At 44.1% G+C, this 19625-nt stretch carries 20 protein-coding genes; 8 read left to right on the top strand and 12 right to left on the bottom strand.

Annotated elements, in window-relative coordinates; translation table 11 throughout:
* Window positions 1-25: 25 nt before the first annotated feature.
* Window positions 26-2602 (bottom strand): preprotein translocase subunit SecA, encoded by a 2577-nt coding sequence (gene secA / locus LU279_RS00100; protein WP_274419874.1) that lies wholly within the window; start codon window positions 2600-2602, stop codon window positions 26-28.
* Between the two features lie 369 nt (window positions 2603-2971).
* Between secA and LU279_RS00095 the strand changes: the two genes are divergently transcribed.
* Window positions 2972-3340 carry a NusG domain II-containing protein gene (locus tag LU279_RS00095; protein ID WP_274419872.1) on the top strand — a complete coding sequence of 123 codons (369 nt, stop codon included), beginning with the start codon at window positions 2972-2974 and terminating at the stop codon, window positions 3338-3340.
* Between the two features lie 3 nt (window positions 3341-3343).
* Entirely contained in the window at window positions 3344-3829 is a 486-nt protein-coding gene (locus LU279_RS00090; protein ID WP_274419870.1) for a Gx transporter family protein, read from the top strand.
* A gap of 28 nt (window positions 3830-3857) precedes the next feature.
* Here the strand turns inward: LU279_RS00090 and LU279_RS00085 are convergent, their stop codons facing one another.
* Both LU279_RS00085 and LU279_RS00080 read right to left on the bottom strand, forming a co-directional pair.
* Window positions 3858-4898 (bottom strand): FAD:protein FMN transferase, encoded by a 1041-nt coding sequence (locus LU279_RS00085; protein WP_274419867.1) that lies wholly within the window; start codon window positions 4896-4898, stop codon window positions 3858-3860.
* 27 nt (window positions 4899-4925) lie between these two features.
* Complete coding sequence (locus LU279_RS00080) at window positions 4926-6434, bottom strand: inositol monophosphatase family protein (RefSeq protein WP_274419864.1); 1509 nt, start codon at window positions 6432-6434, stop codon at window positions 4926-4928.
* A 274-nt stretch (window positions 6435-6708) separates the two neighbouring features.
* On the opposite strand from LU279_RS00080, the gene LU279_RS00075 reads away from it, so the two are divergent.
* Window positions 6709-6921: a helix-turn-helix domain-containing protein gene (locus LU279_RS00075; RefSeq protein ID WP_022068778.1), complete on the top strand. Its 213-nt coding sequence runs from the start codon at window positions 6709-6711 to the stop codon at window positions 6919-6921.
* 49 nt (window positions 6922-6970) lie between these two features.
* Here the strand turns inward: LU279_RS00075 and LU279_RS00070 are convergent, their stop codons facing one another.
* Genes LU279_RS00070 through LU279_RS00060 form a run of 3 tightly spaced genes read right to left on the bottom strand, consistent with a single transcriptional unit; the run spans window position 6971 to window position 8385 of the window.
* Window positions 6971-7342, bottom strand: coding sequence for a VOC family protein (locus tag LU279_RS00070; RefSeq protein ID WP_274419863.1), 372 nt, complete (start codon window positions 7340-7342; stop codon window positions 6971-6973).
* A gap of 1 nt (window position 7343) precedes the next feature.
* Entirely contained in the window at window positions 7344-8162 is an 819-nt protein-coding gene (locus LU279_RS00065; protein WP_274419861.1) for a DNA-3-methyladenine glycosylase family protein, read from the bottom strand.
* A gap of 43 nt (window positions 8163-8205) precedes the next feature.
* Window positions 8206-8385, bottom strand: a complete 180-nt coding sequence (locus LU279_RS00060) for a DUF6472 family protein (protein WP_274419860.1) — start codon at window positions 8383-8385, stop codon at window positions 8206-8208.
* A 243-nt stretch (window positions 8386-8628) separates the two neighbouring features.
* Between LU279_RS00060 and rsxC the strand changes: the two genes are divergently transcribed.
* From rsxC to LU279_RS00035, 5 genes are all read left to right on the top strand, one after another.
* Entirely contained in the window at window positions 8629-10011 is a 1383-nt protein-coding gene (rsxC, locus tag LU279_RS00055; protein ID WP_274419858.1) for an electron transport complex subunit RsxC, read from the top strand.
* Window positions 10008-10958, top strand: coding sequence for an RnfABCDGE type electron transport complex subunit D (locus LU279_RS00050; RefSeq protein ID WP_274419856.1), 951 nt, complete (start codon window positions 10008-10010; stop codon window positions 10956-10958). Before rsxC ends, LU279_RS00050 begins: the two co-directional genes overlap by 4 nt.
* 15 nt (window positions 10959-10973) lie before the next feature.
* Window positions 10974-12365 (top strand): FMN-binding protein, encoded by a 1392-nt coding sequence (locus LU279_RS00045; protein ID WP_274419854.1) that lies wholly within the window; start codon window positions 10974-10976, stop codon window positions 12363-12365.
* Window positions 12366-12383: 18 nt separating this feature from the next.
* Window positions 12384-13151: a hypothetical protein gene (locus LU279_RS00040; RefSeq protein ID WP_274419852.1), complete on the top strand. Its 768-nt coding sequence runs from the start codon at window positions 12384-12386 to the stop codon at window positions 13149-13151.
* Window positions 13152-13439: 288 nt separating this feature from the next.
* Complete coding sequence (locus LU279_RS00035) at window positions 13440-14495, top strand: FUSC family protein (RefSeq protein ID WP_274419851.1); 1056 nt, start codon at window positions 13440-13442, stop codon at window positions 14493-14495.
* Window positions 14496-14565: 70 nt separating this feature from the next.
* Here LU279_RS00035 and LU279_RS00030 read toward each other — a convergent pair whose 3' ends face one another.
* The 6 genes from LU279_RS00030 to dapB form a co-directional block, all read right to left on the bottom strand.
* The gene (locus LU279_RS00030; protein WP_022068787.1) at window positions 14566-14751 is read right to left on the bottom strand and encodes a (2Fe-2S)-binding protein; all 186 of its coding nucleotides are present in this window, start codon (window positions 14749-14751) and stop codon (window positions 14566-14568) included.
* A gap of 23 nt (window positions 14752-14774) precedes the next feature.
* Window positions 14775-15551, bottom strand: a complete 777-nt coding sequence (rfbF, locus tag LU279_RS00025) for a glucose-1-phosphate cytidylyltransferase (RefSeq protein WP_274419848.1) — start codon at window positions 15549-15551, stop codon at window positions 14775-14777.
* A 192-nt stretch (window positions 15552-15743) separates the two neighbouring features.
* Window positions 15744-17123 carry a radical SAM protein gene (locus LU279_RS00020; RefSeq protein WP_274419846.1) on the bottom strand — a complete coding sequence of 460 codons (1380 nt, stop codon included), beginning with the start codon at window positions 17121-17123 and terminating at the stop codon, window positions 15744-15746.
* 163 nt (window positions 17124-17286) lie between these two features.
* Window positions 17287-17859 carry a TetR-like C-terminal domain-containing protein gene (locus LU279_RS00015; protein ID WP_274419844.1) on the bottom strand — a complete coding sequence of 191 codons (573 nt, stop codon included), beginning with the start codon at window positions 17857-17859 and terminating at the stop codon, window positions 17287-17289.
* A 308-nt stretch (window positions 17860-18167) separates the two neighbouring features.
* Window positions 18168-18665, bottom strand: a complete 498-nt coding sequence (locus LU279_RS00010; RefSeq protein WP_274419842.1) for a hypothetical protein — start codon at window positions 18663-18665, stop codon at window positions 18168-18170.
* A gap of 133 nt (window positions 18666-18798) precedes the next feature.
* Window positions 18799-19557, bottom strand: a complete 759-nt coding sequence (dapB, locus tag LU279_RS00005) for a 4-hydroxy-tetrahydrodipicolinate reductase (RefSeq protein WP_274419840.1) — start codon at window positions 19555-19557, stop codon at window positions 18799-18801.
* Window positions 19558-19625: the final 68 nt, after the last annotated feature.

Below are 19625 nucleotides of genomic sequence, written 5' to 3'. Positions count from 1 at the left end.
CCAGCCCTTCCGTTTCCTTATTTTTTTATGCTTTCATCATTTTGCGGCCACAGCACTGTTTGTATTTTTTGCCGCTTCCACACGGACACGGATCATTCGGATAAACCTTGTCCTCTTTTCTCTGAACAGGCTTGCGGGCGCTGGAATCGTCTTTATTTGTTCCGGTAACCTTTGCCACCTGCTCACGCTCAATCTTCTGTTCAACATGTACATGATACAGCATACGGACTGTGTCCTCCTGAATACTGTTTATCATCTCATTGAACATATCATAAGCGCTCATCTTGTACTCAACAACCGGATCTCTCTGTCCGTATCCTACAAGACCGATACCCTGACGAAGAATTTCCATGTCGTCAATGTGATCCATCCATTTGCTGTCAATGGATTTCAAAAGAACCACTCGCTCAAGCTCACGAAGCTGCTCCGGTTCCGGGAACTCAGATTCCTTTGTCTCATAAAGCTTCACAGCCTCTTCCTTGAGAATATGCTTCATCTCATTTTTCTTCTTGCCTTTTACTTTTTCCTGAGTAAGAGCCTGGATCGGAATGATCGGAAGAAGAATAGAATTAAACTCATCCAGATTCCATTCTACCGCATCCACATCATCTGAGAAGCATCTGTCTACTGTATTGTCCACAATATCTGTGATCATCTTGTAGATAGAATCACGCATATTCTCTCCATCCAGAACCTGACGGCGCTCTTTGTAAATAATCTCACGCTGCTCATTATTTACCTGGTCATAGTCAAGAAGGTTTTTACGGATACCAAAGTTATTGAACTCGATCTTTTCCTGTGCTTTCTGGATCGCATTGGAAAGCATTTTGTGCTCAATCTGCTCATTCTCTGCAACGCCAAGTGAAGTAAAGATCTTCATCAGACGCTCGGAACCGAACAGACGCATCAGATCATCCTCCAGAGAAATGTAGAAACGGGATTCTCCCGGATCTCCCTGACGTCCGGAACGTCCGCGGAGCTGGTTATCAATACGTCTGGATTCATGACGCTCAGTACCGATGATCTTCAGACCGCCGGCCTCTTTTGACACATCATCCAGCTTAATATCTGTACCACGGCCCGCCATGTTAGTGGCAATGGTTACTGCTCCTGCCTGTCCTGCCTGAGCAACGATCTCCGCCTCCTGCTCATGGAACTTGGCGTTCAGTACGCTGTGCTGGATTCCTTCACGGCGCAGCATTCTGCTGAGAAGTTCAGAAGTCTCAATAGTAATTGTACCTACAAGAACCGGCTGCTGTTTTGCATGAGCTTCTTTGACAGCCTCGACAACTGCATTGAATTTCTCTTTTTTTGTCATATAAACAGCATCTTCCAGGTCCTTACGCTGTACCGGCTTGTTGGTAGGAATCTCAACAACGTCCATTCCGTAAATATCACGGAACTCTTTTTCCTCAGTAAGGGCAGTACCTGTCATACCGCCTTTTTTTGCATATTTATTAAAGAAGTTCTGGAAAGTAATGGTTGCAAGAGTTTTGCTCTCACGTTTTACCTTCACATGTTCTTTGGCCTCAATTGCCTGATGAAGTCCGTCAGAATAACGGCGTCCCGGCATGATACGTCCTGTAAACTCGTCAACGATCAGGATCTCATCGTCTTTTACCACATAATCCTGATCCTTATGCATCAGGTTATGAGCGCGGAGAGCAAGGATCACATTATGCTGGATCTCCAGATTTTCCGGATCGGCAAGGTTCTCAATGTTAAAGAATTTCTCAACCTTTTTCACACCGCGTTCAGTCAGGTTGACGATCTTGTCCTTTTCATTTACAACAAAATCTCCTGTTTCAACAACCTCTTCACCCATGATGGCCGCCATCTTTGTCATCTCATGGCTTGCCTCACCGCGTTCCAGCTGTTTTGCAAGAACGTCGCACACTTCATAAAGCTTGGTGGATTTGCCGCTCTGTCCGGAAATGATCAGAGGTGTACGGGCCTCGTCGATAAGAACAGAGTCAACCTCATCAATGATACAGTAGTGCAGATCTCTCTGTACCAGCTGTTCTTTATAAATAACCATGTTATCACGAAGATAGTCAAATCCCAGCTCATTGTTTGTCACATAGGTAATGTCACAGCCATAAGCAGCCCGGCGTTCCTCCGGCTTCATGTCATTCAGTACAACGCCTACAGTCAGACCAAGGAACTCATGAACCTTGCCCATCCACTCTGCATCTCGCTTTGCCAGGTAATCATTGACTGTAACGATATGGACTCCCTTGCCCTCCAGAGCATTCAGATATGCCGGAAGTGTAGATACAAGGGTCTTACCTTCACCGGTTTTCATTTCTGCAATTCGGCCCTGATGAAGGATGATACCGCCGATGATCTGGACACGGTAATGTTCCATTCCCAGAACACGCTTGGCCGCCTCGCGCACTGTAGCAAAGGCCTCCGGAAGAAGGTTATCAAGATTCTCTCCCTCTTCCAGACGTCTTTTATACTCTCTTGTTTTGTCTCTGAGTTCTTCATCCGTTAATTTCTGCATCTCCGGGCGCAGAGCCTCTGTCTTTTCTACCAGCGGCATGATACGTTTTACTTCACGCTGGCTGTGCGTCCCGAATACTTTTGAAAACACGCTCATAATATACTCCTGTTTATCTTTATTTTTATATAAAATCTGTTTTACGGAATCTTCCGTAATTAGGTTAATACAATTAATCTATTCTATTCTATCACTTTCTCACATGGAAAACAATGAATTTTTTGTGGTCTGACCCTGAATATTGCCCTTTCGCTGATGCCGACACAGTAAACAGTCTCCCTCTTTCTCCCTGTACCCCCGCTGTGTTTCTATCATCTAACTTCAGGACTTGTCAGATTTTATGCCTTATGCTATGATAAACACCAAACTGCAGGGTTTATCCTGTGCCGGCACAACTGTACCGGACCGGACCAGAAGCCCTTTTAACCCCTGATGATCATGTGAAAGAAATAAAGAAAGGATCCTGAATTGAAAAAAAAAGATTTGATTATGATCGCAGCCATTCTGGCTGTTGCTCTGGCTCTCTGGGGCGGTATGTTTCTCATGCGGAAAGATGACTATGGTTCCATCCGCATTACTGTAAACGGTCAGGAATATGGAACCTATTCTCTTGCAGAGGATCAGGTGATCGCTATCGGAGATACCAATGTCTGCGAGATCAAAGACGGAAAAGTAAAAATGACAGAAGCAGACTGTCCCGATCATCTCTGCATTAGGCAGAAAGCTGTGGGAAGTTCAGGCGGAACCATTGTCTGCCTTCCCAATAAAGTTGTAATAGAAGGAGTAAAAGCCGCTGACTCCGAAGAATCTTCTCCGGAATTTGACACGGCAGTGTGAATTATGAACAATAAAAAAACTGCATATCTCGGACTGTTTGCCGCTGTAGCCATTATTTTCGGCTATGTGGAGTCCCTGATCCCGTTTTTTGCGGGGATTCCCGGAATCAAGCTGGGACTGGCAAATCTCGCCGTTCTTTTTATACTTGAAACATATACCTGGAAGGAAGCCGCTCTGGTATCGGCAGTACGCATTGTTGTGATCGGTTTTCTTTTCGGAAATATGTTCACTATCATCTACAGTCTTGCAGGAGCGGCTTTAAGCCTTTTTGTCATGACTCTTATGAAAAAAAGTTCCGGATTCAGCATTCTTGGCATCAGCGTTGCCGGGGGCGTATCCCACAACATCGGACAGCTGATCGTGGCTGCCCTGATCGTGGAAAATACCAGCCTGCTCTATTATGCGCCTGTGCTTCTGATCTCCGGAGTGATCACCGGTCTTCTGATCGGTCTGCTTACAAAAGAAGTGACAAAAAGAATTCATCTTTAAGTCACTTCCCTTACACCAGTCCAATATTTTATTTCTGTACCTTATATGTATTTTTCATCAGTTCAAAACGCTCTTCCATGCCTTCTGTAAGATACACCTTATGCTCCTCATCTGCAAACAGAGCATCTGCTCCGTATTTTTCCAGAAGCGGAAGGGCTTTCTCTTTTCCCAGCACAAAACAGGCGGTGGAAAGGCCGTCTGCCAGAATCCCGCTGTCGCAGACTACAGTAACTGCTGTCAGTCCGTTCCACACCGGATATCCGGTTTCCGGATCCAGAATATGATGATATCTTTTTCCATCTTCCATAAAATATCTTTCATAATCGCCTGAGGTAGAAAGAAATTCTCCACCTTTTAACGTGATCGCTCCCAGATACTCTCCTTCCGGATCTCTGGGGTCTTTTACTGCAACCCGCCAGTCAGACTGATCCGGCTTTTCTCCATATGCCATGACGCTGCTGCCCCCAAGATTCAGGATCATACCTGAAACCTCTTTCTCTTTTTTCAGCAGCTCCATCACAAGGTCACATCCGATTCCCTTTCCTGCTGCTCCCAGATCCAGAGTCGCTCCGTCTTTTAAGGTCACTTTATTTCCATCCAGCTCAAGTTTTTCATAACCGGTTTCTTTAAGCAGCTTATCCAGTTCCTCCTGCTCAGGTATTCCGGCGTTTTCTCCTCCAATATCCCACAAGCGGATGATTTTTCCAATGGTGGGGTCAAACGCTCCGTCCGAATCCACCGAAAGCTTCTGTATTTTTTCCAGATACCCTGCCAGTTCATCAGAAACTTCCATAGTTTTCCCTTCTGCGGCATTCAAAGCTGCAATCTGGGAATTTTCTTCTGTCCAGGAAAGAAGGTTCTCTTCTGTATTTTTCAGAAGCTCTCCCACAGAAGGATTCAGATTTTTTCCTGTTGTATACAAAGTTTCAGAAACCACTGTATTCATGACAAAATCTGTATCCGTATATTTTTCTGTTTTTGCGCCGGCCCACACCGGATACAGCACAGTCCCTGCACTGATGATTCCGCAAAGGGTAATTCCCGTAAGAATTTTATGTATTTTCGCCATTCATTCACCATATCCTGTCAAAATCTTTTATCTGCAGCTTTTTATGATCTCCTGTGTTTCCTCACAGGCTTTTCCGGTACCTGCCACAACAGAACACGGACCGTCCAGAGTAACCGGAGTTCCGTCAAACTGTCTGATCACGCCTCCTGCTTCCTCAAGGATCAAAGATGCTGCCGCAAAATCATAGGGCTGAAGCTTCATTTCCAGATATACCGCATTGTTTCCGGATGCGATCCTGCAAATGTCAAGGGCTGAGGAACCGCCGTTTCTGATGCTGAGGCTCTTCATATACAGTTCCTTTACTGCGCGGAAAAAGCTGTCTGCTCCGTCCTCATTATATCTTGCGCATCCAAAAGCCACAATCCCCTCAGCAACAGAAATATTTTCCATTTCAAGCTTCTGTCCGTTCAGCCAGCTTCCCTGACCGCGGATCCCCTTATACATTTCGTCCACATAAGGATTATACACAAATCCTGCGATCATCCTGCCCTTATGAGCAAGTCCCACAGAAACACAGCTGTGATGGTAGCCAAACATAAAGTTTGTTGTTCCGTCTATGGGATCAATATAAAACGTATATTCACCGCAGGCATCTGCTCCCTGATTGCCCTCGGTATCCTCCTCGCCAAAAAATGCAGCGCCGGGAAGGATCTTTTCCAGACCTTCAATTAAAAATTTCTGGATAGCTGTGTCAAAATCCGTGCAGAAATTGGCAAATCCTTCTTTTTTATGGATATTTTCCCGGACCGGTCTGGCCTTATAAAGCATTTCGCCTGCCTGACGGACCAGAAGTTCAATACTTTCATAGTTCACACTGCTTTTTTCTTCTTTTTGCGGCTCTTCTGAGGTTTCCGCCATAGTTCCGGACACGGCAGAAGTATGTTCAGCCGTTTCAACCTCTGGAGCTTTCCAGGGCTCAACATCCCAGCCGCCCAGCTTTTTCACATTTTCTGAGATATATTTCCGGCTGCGGTCAAATCCCCAGTAGATCAGTCCTCCCAGAAGTCCTCCCAGACTGTTAAACACAAGGTCTGTAAGCTGGAAAGTCCCAATCTTCAGAAACAGCTGGCATCCTTCAATAAACAGCGAAACAACAAAGCTGATCCACAGACTTTTCAGAAGAACTGTCTGTACAGGCATTTTTCTCCTGTCTTCTCTTTTCTCTTCCGCCCAGTATAAAAGAATCATAAACGGAACAAAAAGGATCAGATTCTCAATATTTTCTGTGTAAACAGCTCCGTCTGCATTCTGAGCTCCCCAGATCCCCAGAACACTGTCCAGAGGATTCCCCCATATCGGTCTGCACAGCAGGGTCCTGAAAAGCATCATGCACACATAAAATACCAGCAGAAATTCCCGGCGAAACTGACTGCTGCTGCGAAATTCATTTACCCACTCCCGGATCACAGCGCCTGTACTCTTTCTCCTGATCCTCATATATACACTCATAAACAGCACTGCAATGATCAGAGAAGCGCCGCTGGTCTGATAAAGCGCTCCCAGAACATTTTTGATAACCGAAACTGCATATTCCATTTTCATATCTCCTTCAAAATAAAATCTTTGTGCCTATTATAATCATATCCTGTTCAAAATACAATTCTTATACTCCATATCCTTCACAGTTTACAGGTTACTATGAATAAAGCAAACCGTACCCTTGTACTTTCCATCCATTTCATTATACTTACCGGTCGTTTACGCACTTTCCCACAATTATGCCCTCTTTTTTCTGTATAGTCCATTTCGTTCCAAATCCGAATAGCACGGAGCGTTCCGACCTATACTTTTTGCAAAAGGAGGTATTTGCATGAAATTTCAGCGAATTCAGGATTTGCGTATAGATTCTGATCTGTCTCAGAAGCAGATCGGCGAAATTCTCCATATCAGTCAGAGATCTTATTCACATTATGAAACAGGCTCCAGAGATATTCCTGTAGAAATGCTCATCCGCCTGGCGGATTATTATAATATCAGCCTTGATTATCTTGTGGGGCGCAGCGACCGAAAGGAAAAGGTCTGAAAAATCTAACAGGCAGTCCGCTGTTATGCAGGCTGCCTGTTTTTCTGTATTATTTTGCCGGAACGATCTCAAGCCAGTATCCATCCGGATCATTGATGAAATAAATACCCATAGCAGGATTTTCAAAACAGATACATCCCATTTCCTGATGTTTTTTATGAGCAGCCTCCATGTCATCCACAGTAAAGGCAAGATGGATCTCATTATCTCCCAGATTGTAATGATCCTTTTCCCAGTCACGAAGCCATGTAAGCTCCAGCTCAAATCCCGTTGTTCCGTCTCCAAGATACACAAGGATAAAGCTTCCGTCCTCAGCTTCTTTACGTCTGATCTCTTTCAGCCCGAGAGCCTCCTCATAAAATCTGATAGATCTGTCCAGGTCGATCACATTATAATTATAGTGTGCAAACTGAAAATTCATATTACCTTCTCCCTTCTGTCAGTTCATAATAAAAAATATACTGCTGCATAATACCTCTGATCCCATGGTACCTGCGGTTCGGAAATCCTCTCTTATAATGTTCGTCCAGAACCTGCCTGATATGAGTATCCACAGGAAAAGCGTCCATGTGATGAAGGGCAAAAAGACAGATACAGTCCGCCACCTTTTCTCCCACGCCACAGAGCTTCATCAGTTCATTCTTTGCACGATTATAATAACGCATCCTGTAGATTTTTTCCAGTGAAATTTCTCCCTTTACAATGGTTCGGGCCGTTTCCGCAATATACCTTGCACGATATCCCAACCCCAGTTCTCTCAGCTCCTGTTCTGTAGCCTGCGCCAGAACCTCGGGAGCAGGAAAACCATAATATTCCACTCCGTTTCCGGAAATCCTTTTTTCTCCGTATCGGGCGCACAGCCTTTCAATACAGCCCCGGATCCTTGAAATATTATTCTGCTGAGAGATCAGAAATGTAACGATCATTTCCCACAGATCCTGCTGGAGGATTCTGATCCCGCTTCCATGAGCCGCTGCCGCGCTTAAATATTTATCCCGTGGATTTACTTTTTCTATGTAAGCGCTGTAATCTGCATCCAGATCAAAATAAGGAACCCAGAAACAGATCAGTTCTGTATCGCTGCAATTAAAATCCACAATACTTCCCTTCTGAGAAATCTCCAGATACTGATTCCCTGCCACCAGAGAGTAGGTATACTCCCCTGTTTTCTTCATGCGAAAACACTGTCCGGAATCACAGATCTGTTCCAGGCTGAAATTATCCAGTTCCATTGTTACCATTTAAAAATCTCCATTCTCTTTTTCTTTGGTTTTCTTCTGTCCTTTACATCTGATGACGCACAACCCTGTACTCATCCCCGTTGCGGTAATAAGGACATTCTTTCATATTTCCTGTAAGAAACCGGTAGTATTCGTCTTCATCCAGATTTACATCACAGTAGTAAGTTTCTGTTTCATCATCATAAACATAATTTGCACAATAATCACAGCCTGCTGACTTCACTGTTATCTGCCTCCTTTTTTCAAAAATAGTATCTATTCATTCATCTGATATACTGAAATTTATTTTTTATGTTTTCTTATGCATCTTATCACAAAAGACTGCACATAGTAAATTCCAGAAGAAAATTTTTACAGATAATTTTGTAAAATCTTTCTTGCGTAATTCCTATTCATATGGTATGCTGATTCGGCATGTGAACTATTTAACAATAATGAACTATCAAAAAATAAAGGAGGTCAGGATATGCAGAAACGAAAAAAATCTGTATTCCCCGGCGGCGTACATCCTACAGACGGCTTTGACAAGGCTCTGTCCATGGATTCTGCCGTACAGCCTTACTGTCCGGAAACTGTTACAATCCTTGCGGAACAGTCCTTTGGAGGAAAGTGCAGCTTTCTTGTCAGTCCCGGAGATCATATAAAAGAGGGTCAGCTGATCGGGAAACCGGAAGCGTTCATGGTCGCTCCCCTTCACGCCAGTGTAAGCGGTAAAGTTCTTGAGATCAAAGAGATTCAGGAGCAGGGGCGCAGCATCATGGCATGTATTGTACAGAAAGAAACTGATCCGGAAATAAACACAGAAGTTTCCTATTATAAAGGGGCTGCTGATATCAGCAAAATCTCCAGACAGGAAATCCTTTCAGGAATCCGTGACGGCGGTCTCACAGGAATGGGCGGCGCAGGCTTTCCCACCCACAAAAAATACGAAACTGACAAAACGATCACAGATCTTCTGATCAACGGTGCAGAATGTGAACCTTTCCTCACCTGCGATTACCGTCTTATGCTGGAAAACGGATATGCCCTGTTAAACGGTGTCCGTATTCTTCTCAAAGCAAGCGGCGCATCCAGCGCTTATGTGTGCCTGGAAGACAACAAGCCTCTGGCTGCGGAAAATCTTAATAAAGTTCTGGCTGAAATGACTGGTTCCGGTCTGATGGGTCCAGAGGAAAATATAAAGATCAAAGTTCTTCCTACAAAATATCCACAGGGCGGAGAACGCCAGCTTATCCAGGCAGTTCTTGACCGCGAGGTTCCCATGGGAGGTCTTCCGGCTGATTCAGGAGTGATCGTTTCCAATGTAAGCACCGCCAAAGCAGCAGCAGATATGCTTCTTGGAGGACATCCTCTTACCCGCAGAATCGTCACTGTGACCGGCGCGGTAAAAAATCCCGGAAACTTCCTTGTTCCTGTTGGAACCTCAGCCAGAGAGCTGATCCAGCTTTGCGGCGGAGTTACTGTTTCTGAAAACCGTGTAATTGCAGGCGGTCCTATGACCGGTCCCTGTGTGGCAAATAACTGGAATGGCGAAACAGAGCTTTTCCATGTTACAAAAAATACTTCCGGAATCCTGGTCCTTCCGGAACCGGGATTTGAAGAACAGCCCTGTATCCGCTGTTCCGGATGCGAAAGCGTGTGTCCTGCAGGCCTTGTTCCATACAAGATTGAATTTGCTCTCCTTGAAGAAGACTATGATCTCTGCGAAAAACTTTATGCAAGTGAATGTATTGCCTGCGGCTGCTGTTCCTATATCTGCCCTGCAAGACGTGAACTTTCCGTGCGTACCCGCACAGCCAGAGATATCGTGAAACAGCGAATCAGAGAAAGGGCGGTGAAAAAATCATGAATCAGGTAAAAACCTTAACCGGACCTCATATCCGCACAGCCAATACAACACGAAATATTATGCTCCACGTTGCGATTTCGCTGATGCCTGCCCTTCTGGGTTCCATTTACTTTTTCGGGATCCGTTCGCTGTATATTACCGGATTTTCTGTTACAGTCTGTGTCCTGACTGAATATTTCTGGCAGAAGATCACAAAAAAGCCAGTAACTGCCAATGATTTCAGCGCTGTTGTCACCGGAATCCTTCTGGCCTTTAATATGCCGGTTACTGTTCCTTTGTGGGTGGTTGCCGCTTCCGGAATCTTCAGCATTCTTGTTGTAAAGCAGATGTTCGGCGGTATCGGCTGCAACTTTGCCAACCCGGCGCTGATGGGTCGTCTTTTTACCATGGTAGTATGGCCGGGAGCTGTTATGCAGTATGTTGCTCCCCGTACACTGACTGCTGCTGGTTTTGATGCTGTTTCTTCTGCCACTGTTCTCGGAACAGTAAAAAACGGCGGCGAGGCAGGCTACAGCTATCTGCAGATGTTCCTTGGCGAAACGCCCGGAGCCCTTGGTGAAACAAGCAAACTGCTTCTCCTTGTAGGATTTGCCTATATGTGCTTTATGGGAATCGTAAACGCAGAAGCCGCTCTTACTTATATTGCAACTGTAGTGATCCTGACCTTTATCTTTGGACCGGCAGGATTATTTACCGGAGATATTCTCCTGAATCTTTTTGGCGGCGGTCTCATCCTCGGCGCATGCTACATGCTTACGGACTATGCCTTTGCCTCAAGAAAAGGACGGCTGCTATACGCGATCACAGCGGGTATCATCACCGCAGCCATTCGTATCTTCAGTTTTTATCCGGAGGGAATCTGTTTCGGAATCCTGACAGCCAACTGTCTTGGCGGCGCATTGTCTCTTCTCTATAAAAAACATGTATACGGAGTAAAAAAAGCTTAATTTGGAGGAAAAATCATGAAAAATAAAGAAGTAAAAGGAATTCTGGCACTGGTTGTAGTGACCGCACTGTCTTTCGGTGTGATCATCGGCTCAAAATCTCTTGCTCTGAGTACAGGCACAGACGCTTCCGGCGAAAACTCAGAAACTATGGAAGAATTTGATGTAAGCGGTGCAGAAAATATTGAAAAAGCAGGAAAAACAGCTGACGGTTATCTGGTAACTGTACGCACAAAAGGTTATGTAGGCGATATTGTTATGGATGTTGCTTTTGACAGCTCCGCTTCCAAAATCACAGATGTTCAGGTTGTGGAACAGTCAGAAACTGACGGACTTGGCTCCAAGATCACAGAACCTGAGTTCCTTGACCAGTTCAAAGGCGCAGAGGCACCTGTTTTCCTTCCGGGAATGGACGTTTCTGCCGACTCTGAAAACAGCAGTTCAGAAACAGAATCTGCGAAACAGGAAACAGACCTGACCAGCCTGGAAGGAGCAGAGCTTGCAGACGGAACCTATGAGGCAAAAACATCCGGACCGGATTCCAACGGCTTTATTGATGTTGTTTCCCTTACTGTAAAAGACGGCGCTATCACAGAAGTCAACTGGGACGCTGTAACAGAGGACGGTTCCAAAAAGAGTATCATGTCTGAAAACGGCGAATACACGATGACCGAAGACGGCCCTACATGGAAAGAGCAGTCTGAATCTCTGGCAAAAGCGCTGATCGAGAATCAGTCCCTGTCCTTCCTTACCACTGACGCAGAAGGCAAAACCGATGCGGTATCCGGTGTAAGTATTTCCGTAAGCAGCTTTATCGATCTGGCTGCACAGTGTATGGAACAGGCTGCAGGACTTAAGCCGGCACAGGAGGATCCGTTTGCAGGCGCAGAACTTACTGACGGAACCTATGAAGCAAAAACATCTGAGCCGGATTCCAACGGCTTCACTGAAGTTGTTACCCTTACTGTAAAAGACGGCGCTATCACAGAAGCAAACTGGGACGCTGTAACAGAAGACGGTTCCAAAAAAAGTATCATGTCTGAAAACGGCGAATATACTATGACCGAGAACGGTCCTACATGGAAAGAACAGGCCGAAGCACTTGCTGAAGCCCTCATTGAGAACCAGTCTCTTGCTTTCCTTACCACTGACGCAGAAGGCAAAACTGACGCTGTAACAGGCGTAAGCATTTCTGTAAACGGATTTATTGATCTGGCAACTCAGTGTCTGGAGCAGGCTTCCGGAATTAAGGCCGCAGAGCCTGAAGCAACAGAAGCTCCTGCAGAAGAAGAGGCACCTACAGCAGGAGAGGGAACACAGATCGATGCGGTTTCCGGAGCAACCATGTCCTCTACTGCAGCAGTAAACGGAATCAATGACGCATATAACTTCTTACAGACAGTTAAATAAGAAAACGGAGGAATCACTATGAAATTAAGATATCCGGCAGAAGCCTTTGCCCTGGGAATCATTCTTTTTTCCGCAGGAATGAAGGAAGCCTTTGCAGCCGGAATCCTGGTGATTTTTACCTCTGTGTTTGCAGAGTTGCTGAAAAATCTCCTGGAAAAAGCTGTTCCTGCATGGAGCCTTCAGCTCTGTGTATATATTGCCTCCGGCTCTGTCTGCGCCTCAGCCTTTCTGGTGGGCTTTGCGGTTCTCGGAACTGCACTGACAACAGAGCTTTGGATCATGGTATTTCTTGTAGGTCTTCTGTGCGCCAGACACGCTCTCTCCGGCAATACAGAAGCTGAATACGGCGAACTCCTCTGGGAGTCAGCCATTGCCTGGGGACTGTGGATCCTGCTTGCCATATTCCGTGAATTCATGGGAAGCGGAAACATTTTCGGAAACACACTCCTGACAGCATCCTTCCAGTCAAAGGCCTTCCAGCAGACAATTTTTGCATTCCTGGCAGCAGGTCTTGTACTGGCATTTACAAATGGAATCCTGAAAAAAGACTGCAAAGGAATGAACAGCCTGTTCCCGGCTATTCCCGCTTTTATCATGTTCCACCCCTTTACAGTGGAAAGCTTCAGCGGTCTTCCCGGAACTTTATGGAGCATCATTGTTCCTGTTGTCCTGTTCCTTTCAGTAAAACGGACCTTAAAATTTGCCCGCACCGGAAAAGCTTTCCGTGGTCTTCCTGTAGACATGCTGGCAGCAGGATTTATCTATATGATACTGAGCATTTATTAAAAATCAGCTCCCGAATTCCATCTATGGATCTTCGGGAGCTTTCTTATTTATTTCATTCTCTTTTATCTCGTTCTCTTTTATTTCATTCTCTTTTATCTCATTCTCTTTTATTTCGTTCTCTTTTATCTCATTCTCTGCTTCTATCCGATAGTTTTTCAGCAGCATATCCGTTGTACATACGCAAGGTATTTTCTTTTTTTACAAAACGGACACAAAAATATCATTTGACAAACCTCTTTCTGAATGATATAATTCCTCCCCGATAATTCAGCAGAAAGGAGCGTTTTTATGACATTTTATCAGGAACTTCAGTTAAATCAGGCGGGTTCAAAAGCACTTATCAAGAACTGCACTGATTCCCGTGAAAAACTACGTCACACATTTGTTTATCTGTTTAAGATTTTTATTACTATGGTATTCTGCGTGGCCTTTGTTACGGCATATGGCAAAATTTTTGGAGATGACAACAGCATTGTAGGTGTTATTATCCTTCTTTGTGTTATGGTTTTCCGACATGCAGATTTTGGAATGAAGATGACAGGTTCCCTCACATCCATGGCAATTATCTTTGCTATTCTGGCATTTGGACCAAGACTTGCAAATATGGCCGGACTCCTGGGTGAACTGCTTATCAATGTGATATGCATCTTTCTCCTTCTTCTTCTTGGCTGTCACAATGTAATGATGGCCAACCACTCCACTATTGTCCTTGGCTATCTCCTTCTTTATGGTTATGATACTTCCGGAAAAAATTATCTGCTCAGACTGGCAGCTATCGGCGTGGGAGCTCTGCTGACCGGAATCGTATTTTACAGAAATCACCGTAAAATTCCATACAAAAGAACTCTGATTGATGTTCTGAAAGAATTTCGCGTGAATTCTCTTCGTACACGTTGGCAGCTCACAGTAACTTTTGGTGTTTCTACAGCAATCTTTTTTGGAGGACTTCTCCATATCCCGAGATGTATGTGGATTGGAATTGCAGCCATGTCCGTACTTATGCCGTTCCGTGATGATCTGAGATATCGTGTAAAGGGCCGTATTCCGGGAAATCTAATCGGCGGGGTTGTTTTCCTTGCCCTGTACCTTCTGTTTTCACCTTCCATTTTACCTTATATCGGTATGATCGGGGGCGTGGGCGTAGGACTTTCTGCTTCCTATAAATGGCAGGCAGTATTTAATTCTCTTGGAGCAATGGCTATTGCAACAAGTTTCCTCGGACTTCCCGGAGCAATTCTTTTCCGTATCCTCAACAATATTCTGGGCTCCGTTTACGGACAGTTATTCGAAAAACTCAGCAGCAGGGTTCTGGATCGTTTTACAGCTTCCGCATCCTGCGCATAAGCATAAAAAACAAAGAGTACAGATTTCTCAGATACTGAGAGTTGTCTGTACTCTTTTTATGATTCTTATTTTACTGATTTTCTTCCAGAATATCACGAACCAAACAGCGGATAAAATCCCTGCACTTGCCGCATCCGGTTCCGAATCCGGTAAGTTTCTGGACTTCCTCATAACTGGATGCTCCTGACTTCACAGCGTCCTCGATCATTCCATAAGTAATATTTTTGCAATGACATGCCTCTTTTTCCCGCTTCATATCCTGCCTCCTTTCTTTTTATTTTATTCCCAGATCTTCCAGGGAGCCTGTCCATTCTGCCATAGCTCTTCCAGAAGATTCTTTTCTCTTAATGTGTCCATACACTGCCAGAAGCCCTTATGACGGTATGCGTTAAGTTCACCTCTCCGGGCAGCCTCTACCAAAGGTTCCTTTTCAAATACTGTATCGTCGCCTTCGATCAGATCCAGGATCCCCGGTTCCAGAACCATAAATCCTGCGTTGATCCAGCCTCCGTCCTCTTTTTTCTTTTCTTTAAAATTGGTAATACTTCCATCTTCGCAGATATCCAGAATTCCAAAACGACCTCCCGGCTGAGCTGCTGTGATCGTAGCCATTTTGCCATGAGATCTGTGATAATCCAGAAGTTCCTTCAGATTAATATCTGCAACGCCGTCGCCATAAGTCAGCATGAAAGTATCCCCATCCAGGTATTCTCTGACTCTTTTTATCCTTCCTCCGGTCATGGTATTCAGTCCGGTATCTACCAGAGTTACTTTCCACGGCTCAAGGACATTATTGTGAACGATCATTTTGTTTTCCTGGGTAAAATCAAAGGTAATATTACTGTTATGCAGATAGTAGTCCGCAAACCACTCCTTGATCACATGCTGCTTATAACCACAGCAGATTACAAACTCATGAAATCCATATTGAGAGTACAGTTTCATAATGTGCCACAAAATCGGCTTCTCACCTATTTCAATCATGGGCTTCGGTTTCAGATGGCTTTCCTCACTGATCCTTGTCCCAAATCCTCCTGCCAGAATTACAACCTTCATATATTTCTCCAATCCTCATTTTGTGTCTTATATCATGCTCTGCCGCATTTGTACGACTTCCTTATCATTTATTCTAATACAAATATCTCCAAAATGGAACCACCAAAATAAAGCAAAAAATACAGGCTCTTTTCCATCCTGATATTTCGGATTTCAAGATACCTGTATTCTTTAAGACTAAAAACTTTATATTTATCTGGAAGCTTTCTTCTCCTGTGTTTCTTTCCAGAGCCGCTCTGCCTCCGGAGCCCATTTCTTTGCATATTCCACACATTTTCCGCAAAGGTGTTCCGGTGTTTCCGGTGACTGAAGATCCGTGGAATGTGCGCCGGATTCTTCTACAAGTTTCTGAAGGATTTCCGGATTTTCCAGCATCGGACATGGACGGAGCATATTGTCGTTAAACGGCTGATTATTGTGATAAGCCATAAACAGCGGCTGTTTCAGTATTTCAAGAATTGTATTCTCCCTGATGTTTCCATTGGAATAATGGATAAATACGCAAGGCTCTGCATCACCGTTTGCATTAATATGGAAGTAATTTCTTCCTCCTGCAATACAGCCGCCTACAAACTCACCGTCATTCTGGAAATCCATGGTAAAAAGTCCGGGACCATGTTCCATATTTCTGATCTCTCTTACCCTGTCATGCATATAAGTTCTCTGTTCTACTGTAGGAAGCAGTTCAGGTGAAGCCTCATTTCCAACTGGCATATAATGGAAATACAGAGAATATCTGCAGCCTTTTTCCACAAGCATCTGAATAAATTCATCACTGGTAACACTTTCAATATTCTGACTGGTATAGCAGATGGACGTTCCGAATACCAGACCATTTTCTTTCAGAAGATCCATGGCGTGCATAACTTTTCCGTAAACGCCCTTGCCCCGGCGAAGATCATTTACCTCCGGTTTTCCTTCCAAACTCAGGGCAAGAAACAGATTTCCGGCCTCCTGCATCTGACGGCACAGTTCTTCATCAACCAGTGTACCGTTGGTATATGCAAGAAATACGCAGTCATTATGTTTTTTGCAAAGAGCAATCACATCTTTTTTGCGGACAAGAGGCTCTCCTCCTGTGAGCATATAAAAATAAATTCCCAACTCTTTTCCCTGGGTGATCACGGAATCCATTTCATCAAAGCTCAGATTCAGCTTATTTCCATATTCCGCTGCCCAGCATCCGGTACAATGCAGATTGCAGGCACTTGTAGGATCCATCAGAATGATCCAGGGGATATTGCAGTTATGGACTTTACGCATCTCACGGATTGTCTTTGTTCCATTATAAAATGCTTCATATCCCAGATTCAGAAGAGTTGTTTTCAGTACATTTGGATGAAGCTGATCAACCATAGAATTTATATATGTATTCAGCGTATATCCCTGATTTAAGGTCACTCTCCTCAGATACTCCCAGTTAATACCCAGATTAAATTCATCCATATACTTCTGAGCAGTATCAAGAATTTTTTCATAAGCCTGTTCCCGGTTCCTGCTTATCTGACTGAGCTCATGATCTATAATTCTGGCAAATACCTTTCTTCCTGCTGCGTGTGTCACCCTGTTCATCTGAAAACTCCTCCTTACAGCGCTTACTGCGCCTGGTCAATCATGCTTTTCCTTTTGTTCATAAATACATTATATTCTCCTGCATGATTTTTTCTATAAACAAAAACAGGACAGTGTTTAATTTTTTACCACTGTCCCCTATCTGTCCAAAAATATATTTTTATTAAGATCCGTTTTCTGTTTCCAGAATTCGTAAAAGAGAAGCTTCTCCATTTCCCCTCATAATAATAATCCCCAGCATCTGGATCAGTTCCTCAGGATCCTGTTCCATTCCGTCTCTTACCCATGAAAATATAATTCCCTCAAATGCATAGGTATAAAAATCTGTGATAAATTTACGTTTTTCAGGAGCAACCGTGATTCCGTCTGACGCCTCATCTAAGATGTGACTGATAATTTTAACGATATATGTATACATAAATTTCAAAAGGTACTCTTTCTGAACCGATGCATAAGTACTCATAATAAATTTTTTATTTTCCTGTGCATAGGCAAAAAATCGCCGAAATCGCTCCTCCCAGCTTTCAGGAAGTCCGTCTCCTGTGATTGCTTTTTCCACCTCGCTGCGATAAATCCATTCCACAAGATCATAAATATCTCTGAAATGATAATAAAATGTATGCCTGTTGATCTCACAAACCTCTGCAAGATCTGTTACAGTGATCCTGGAAAGAGGCTTCTTTTCCATCATTTTTTTGAGAGCGTCCGCAAGGGCTCTCTTTGTCATTGTTGACATAATTCCTCCTTCCCACATCTTGCCCCTATGTGGCTGTTTTATCCCGAACCAACGGAAAAACGTACAGGTTCTGCCCTCTTTCTGGTACAGTATGAGCTTCTGATATCCTGTTCTTCCTTTTTACAGAAAATAATTTCAACGTGTAGTCTTTTTCTATGTAGGACATGCTCCTACAGCTATTGTTTCTGTCCTGTATCAGCATGTCTTTGTATGGCAGTCGCTGCAATCCGGATTTTTATTCTGTTATCATAATACGATTTTATTTCCAGTGCAATATAAAACTTTTTCAGCTTTTCAAATCCGCAGGACTATCTTCCTTTTGCAGCATTTCCCACTGCGTCACCTACATCTTCTACAGCATTGCCAACGCCTTCGCCCAGATCCCTTACACTGTTTCCCAGTTCACCGGAAACTGTGTCATTGTTTCTGTCAGTGTTCTGATCTGCCATGCCGTCTGCAGTGTTTTCTCTGTTGTTGTCTGCCGCGTTGTCATTTACTGTATTATTTTCACCTGCAACAGTGTTGTCGTCAGCTGCGTTATTTTCAGACGCAATATTGTCATTCTTTGTGTTTGTATCCGCAGATGTTCCATTGTTATCTGTCATATTGTCATCTGTTTTGTCAGCACCCGGCGCTGCATCCTTCCTGTCATTCCTGTTGTTCTCTCTGTTTCCATTGTCCATAACATTGTCTTTCGCCGTATTTGTTTCGTCTGCATTATTGCCTGTTCGTTCCCCGCAGGCAGTAAATACACTTAATGCCAGCATAAGCATTATACCTGTAATGACCTTTTTGACGTTTTTCATACTGATTGTCTCCTTTTCTTGGGTTTTTATAGCTCATACAGGTAATATGCGTATTTTTTTTATTTTTATGCCGGAAAAATTTCCCAAAAAAGGCAGGACTTATGCTTTTCAGCACTTGTCCTGCCTTACTTATTTATCCTTCTATCACATCTGCCATATCATAACGGCCGGCCGGCTTTCCTGCCAGGAATTTAGCTGCCTCAACAGCGCCTTTTCCAAATACAGCCTTTGAATATGCCGTATGTTTAAATTCGATCACTTCATCCGGACCTGCAAAAATCACCTCATGATCTCCTACAATTGTTCCTCCGCGTACAGCAGAAATACCAATTTCCTTATCAGAACGCATTTCTCTCTTCTGGCTGCGGTCATAAACATAGTGATATTCATTTCCCATGGCCTCGTTCAGACTGTCTGCCAGAGCAAGAGCTGTTCCGCTTGGCGCATCCAGCTTCAGACGATGGTGACGTTCCACAATCTCCATGTCAAATCCGGCTGTTGCCAGAACCTTTGCTGCATCCTGGATTAATTTCAAAAGAGTATTGATCCCAAGAGACATATTTGCAGATTTCAGCACTGCTGTTTTTTTTGCAGTTTCTTCCACCTTAGCCAGCTGCTCCTCGCTGAGTCCTGTTGTACACAGAACCAGAGGAAGTTTCCTTTCTCCACAGTAGTCAAGAAGCGCATCAACTGCCTTTGCAGAAGAAAAATCAATCACAACGTCCACATCTTCCTGACAGACAGAAAGATCTGTATACACCGGATAAGAAGTATTGCCTTTATCTGCGATGTCAACTCCGGCAACGATCTCTGCCTCCGGATCCTTTTCCACAAGCTCTGAAATTACCTGACCCATATGTCCACAGCATCCGTGCATCATAATTTTTATCATAATTATAATCCGCCTTTCTGCAAAAGGCACCAATGGGGTTATGAAACCCGTCGGCAAACTTCTGCTAT

Origin of the sequence: Blautia sp. XA-2221 (assembly GCF_028767025.1) — a bacterium.
Classification (GTDB): Bacteria; Bacillota; Clostridia; order Lachnospirales; family Lachnospiraceae; genus Blautia_A.
This window is presented reverse-complemented; position numbering and strand designations above follow the sequence as displayed.

Bases quoted from the DNA above. Each gene is read 5' to 3' on its own strand.
- LU279_RS00035 (WP_274419851.1), top strand. From the start codon at position 13,440: ATGACATTTTATCAGGAACTTCAGTTAAATCAGGCGGGTTCAAAAGCA.
- LU279_RS00065 (WP_274419861.1), bottom strand. From the start codon at position 8,162: ATGGTAACAATGGAACTGGATAATTTCAGCCTGGAACAGATCTGTGAT.
- LU279_RS00050 (WP_274419856.1), top strand. From the start codon at position 10,008: ATGAATCAGGTAAAAACCTTAACCGGACCTCATATCCGCACAGCCAAT.
- rsxC (WP_274419858.1), top strand. From the start codon at position 8,629: ATGCAGAAACGAAAAAAATCTGTATTCCCCGGCGGCGTACATCCTACA.
- LU279_RS00080 (WP_274419864.1), bottom strand. From the start codon at position 6,434: ATGGAATATGCAGTTTCGGTTATCAAAAATGTTCTGGGAGCGCTTTAT.
- LU279_RS00075 (WP_022068778.1), top strand. From the start codon at position 6,709: ATGAAATTTCAGCGAATTCAGGATTTGCGTATAGATTCTGATCTGTCT.
- secA (WP_274419874.1), bottom strand. From the start codon at position 2,602: ATGAGCGTGTTTTCAAAAGTATTCGGGACGCACAGCCAGCGTGAAGTA.
- LU279_RS00010 (WP_274419842.1), bottom strand. From the start codon at position 18,665: ATGAAAAACGTCAAAAAGGTCATTACAGGTATAATGCTTATGCTGGCA.
- LU279_RS00070 (WP_274419863.1), bottom strand. From the start codon at position 7,342: ATGAATTTTCAGTTTGCACACTATAATTATAATGTGATCGACCTGGAC.
- LU279_RS00090 (WP_274419870.1), top strand. From the start codon at position 3,344: ATGAACAATAAAAAAACTGCATATCTCGGACTGTTTGCCGCTGTAGCC.
- rfbF (WP_274419848.1), bottom strand. From the start codon at position 15,551: ATGAAGGTTGTAATTCTGGCAGGAGGATTTGGGACAAGGATCAGTGAG.
- LU279_RS00030 (WP_022068787.1), bottom strand. From the start codon at position 14,751: ATGAAGCGGGAAAAAGAGGCATGTCATTGCAAAAATATTACTTATGGA.
- LU279_RS00020 (WP_274419846.1), bottom strand. From the start codon at position 17,123: ATGAACAGGGTGACACACGCAGCAGGAAGAAAGGTATTTGCCAGAATT.
- LU279_RS00045 (WP_274419854.1), top strand. From the start codon at position 10,974: ATGAAAAATAAAGAAGTAAAAGGAATTCTGGCACTGGTTGTAGTGACC.
- LU279_RS00040 (WP_274419852.1), top strand. From the start codon at position 12,384: ATGAAATTAAGATATCCGGCAGAAGCCTTTGCCCTGGGAATCATTCTT.
- dapB (WP_274419840.1), bottom strand. From the start codon at position 19,557: ATGATAAAAATTATGATGCACGGATGCTGTGGACATATGGGTCAGGTA.
- LU279_RS00015 (WP_274419844.1), bottom strand. From the start codon at position 17,859: ATGTCAACAATGACAAAGAGAGCCCTTGCGGACGCTCTCAAAAAAATG.
- LU279_RS00085 (WP_274419867.1), bottom strand. From the start codon at position 4,898: ATGGCGAAAATACATAAAATTCTTACGGGAATTACCCTTTGCGGAATC.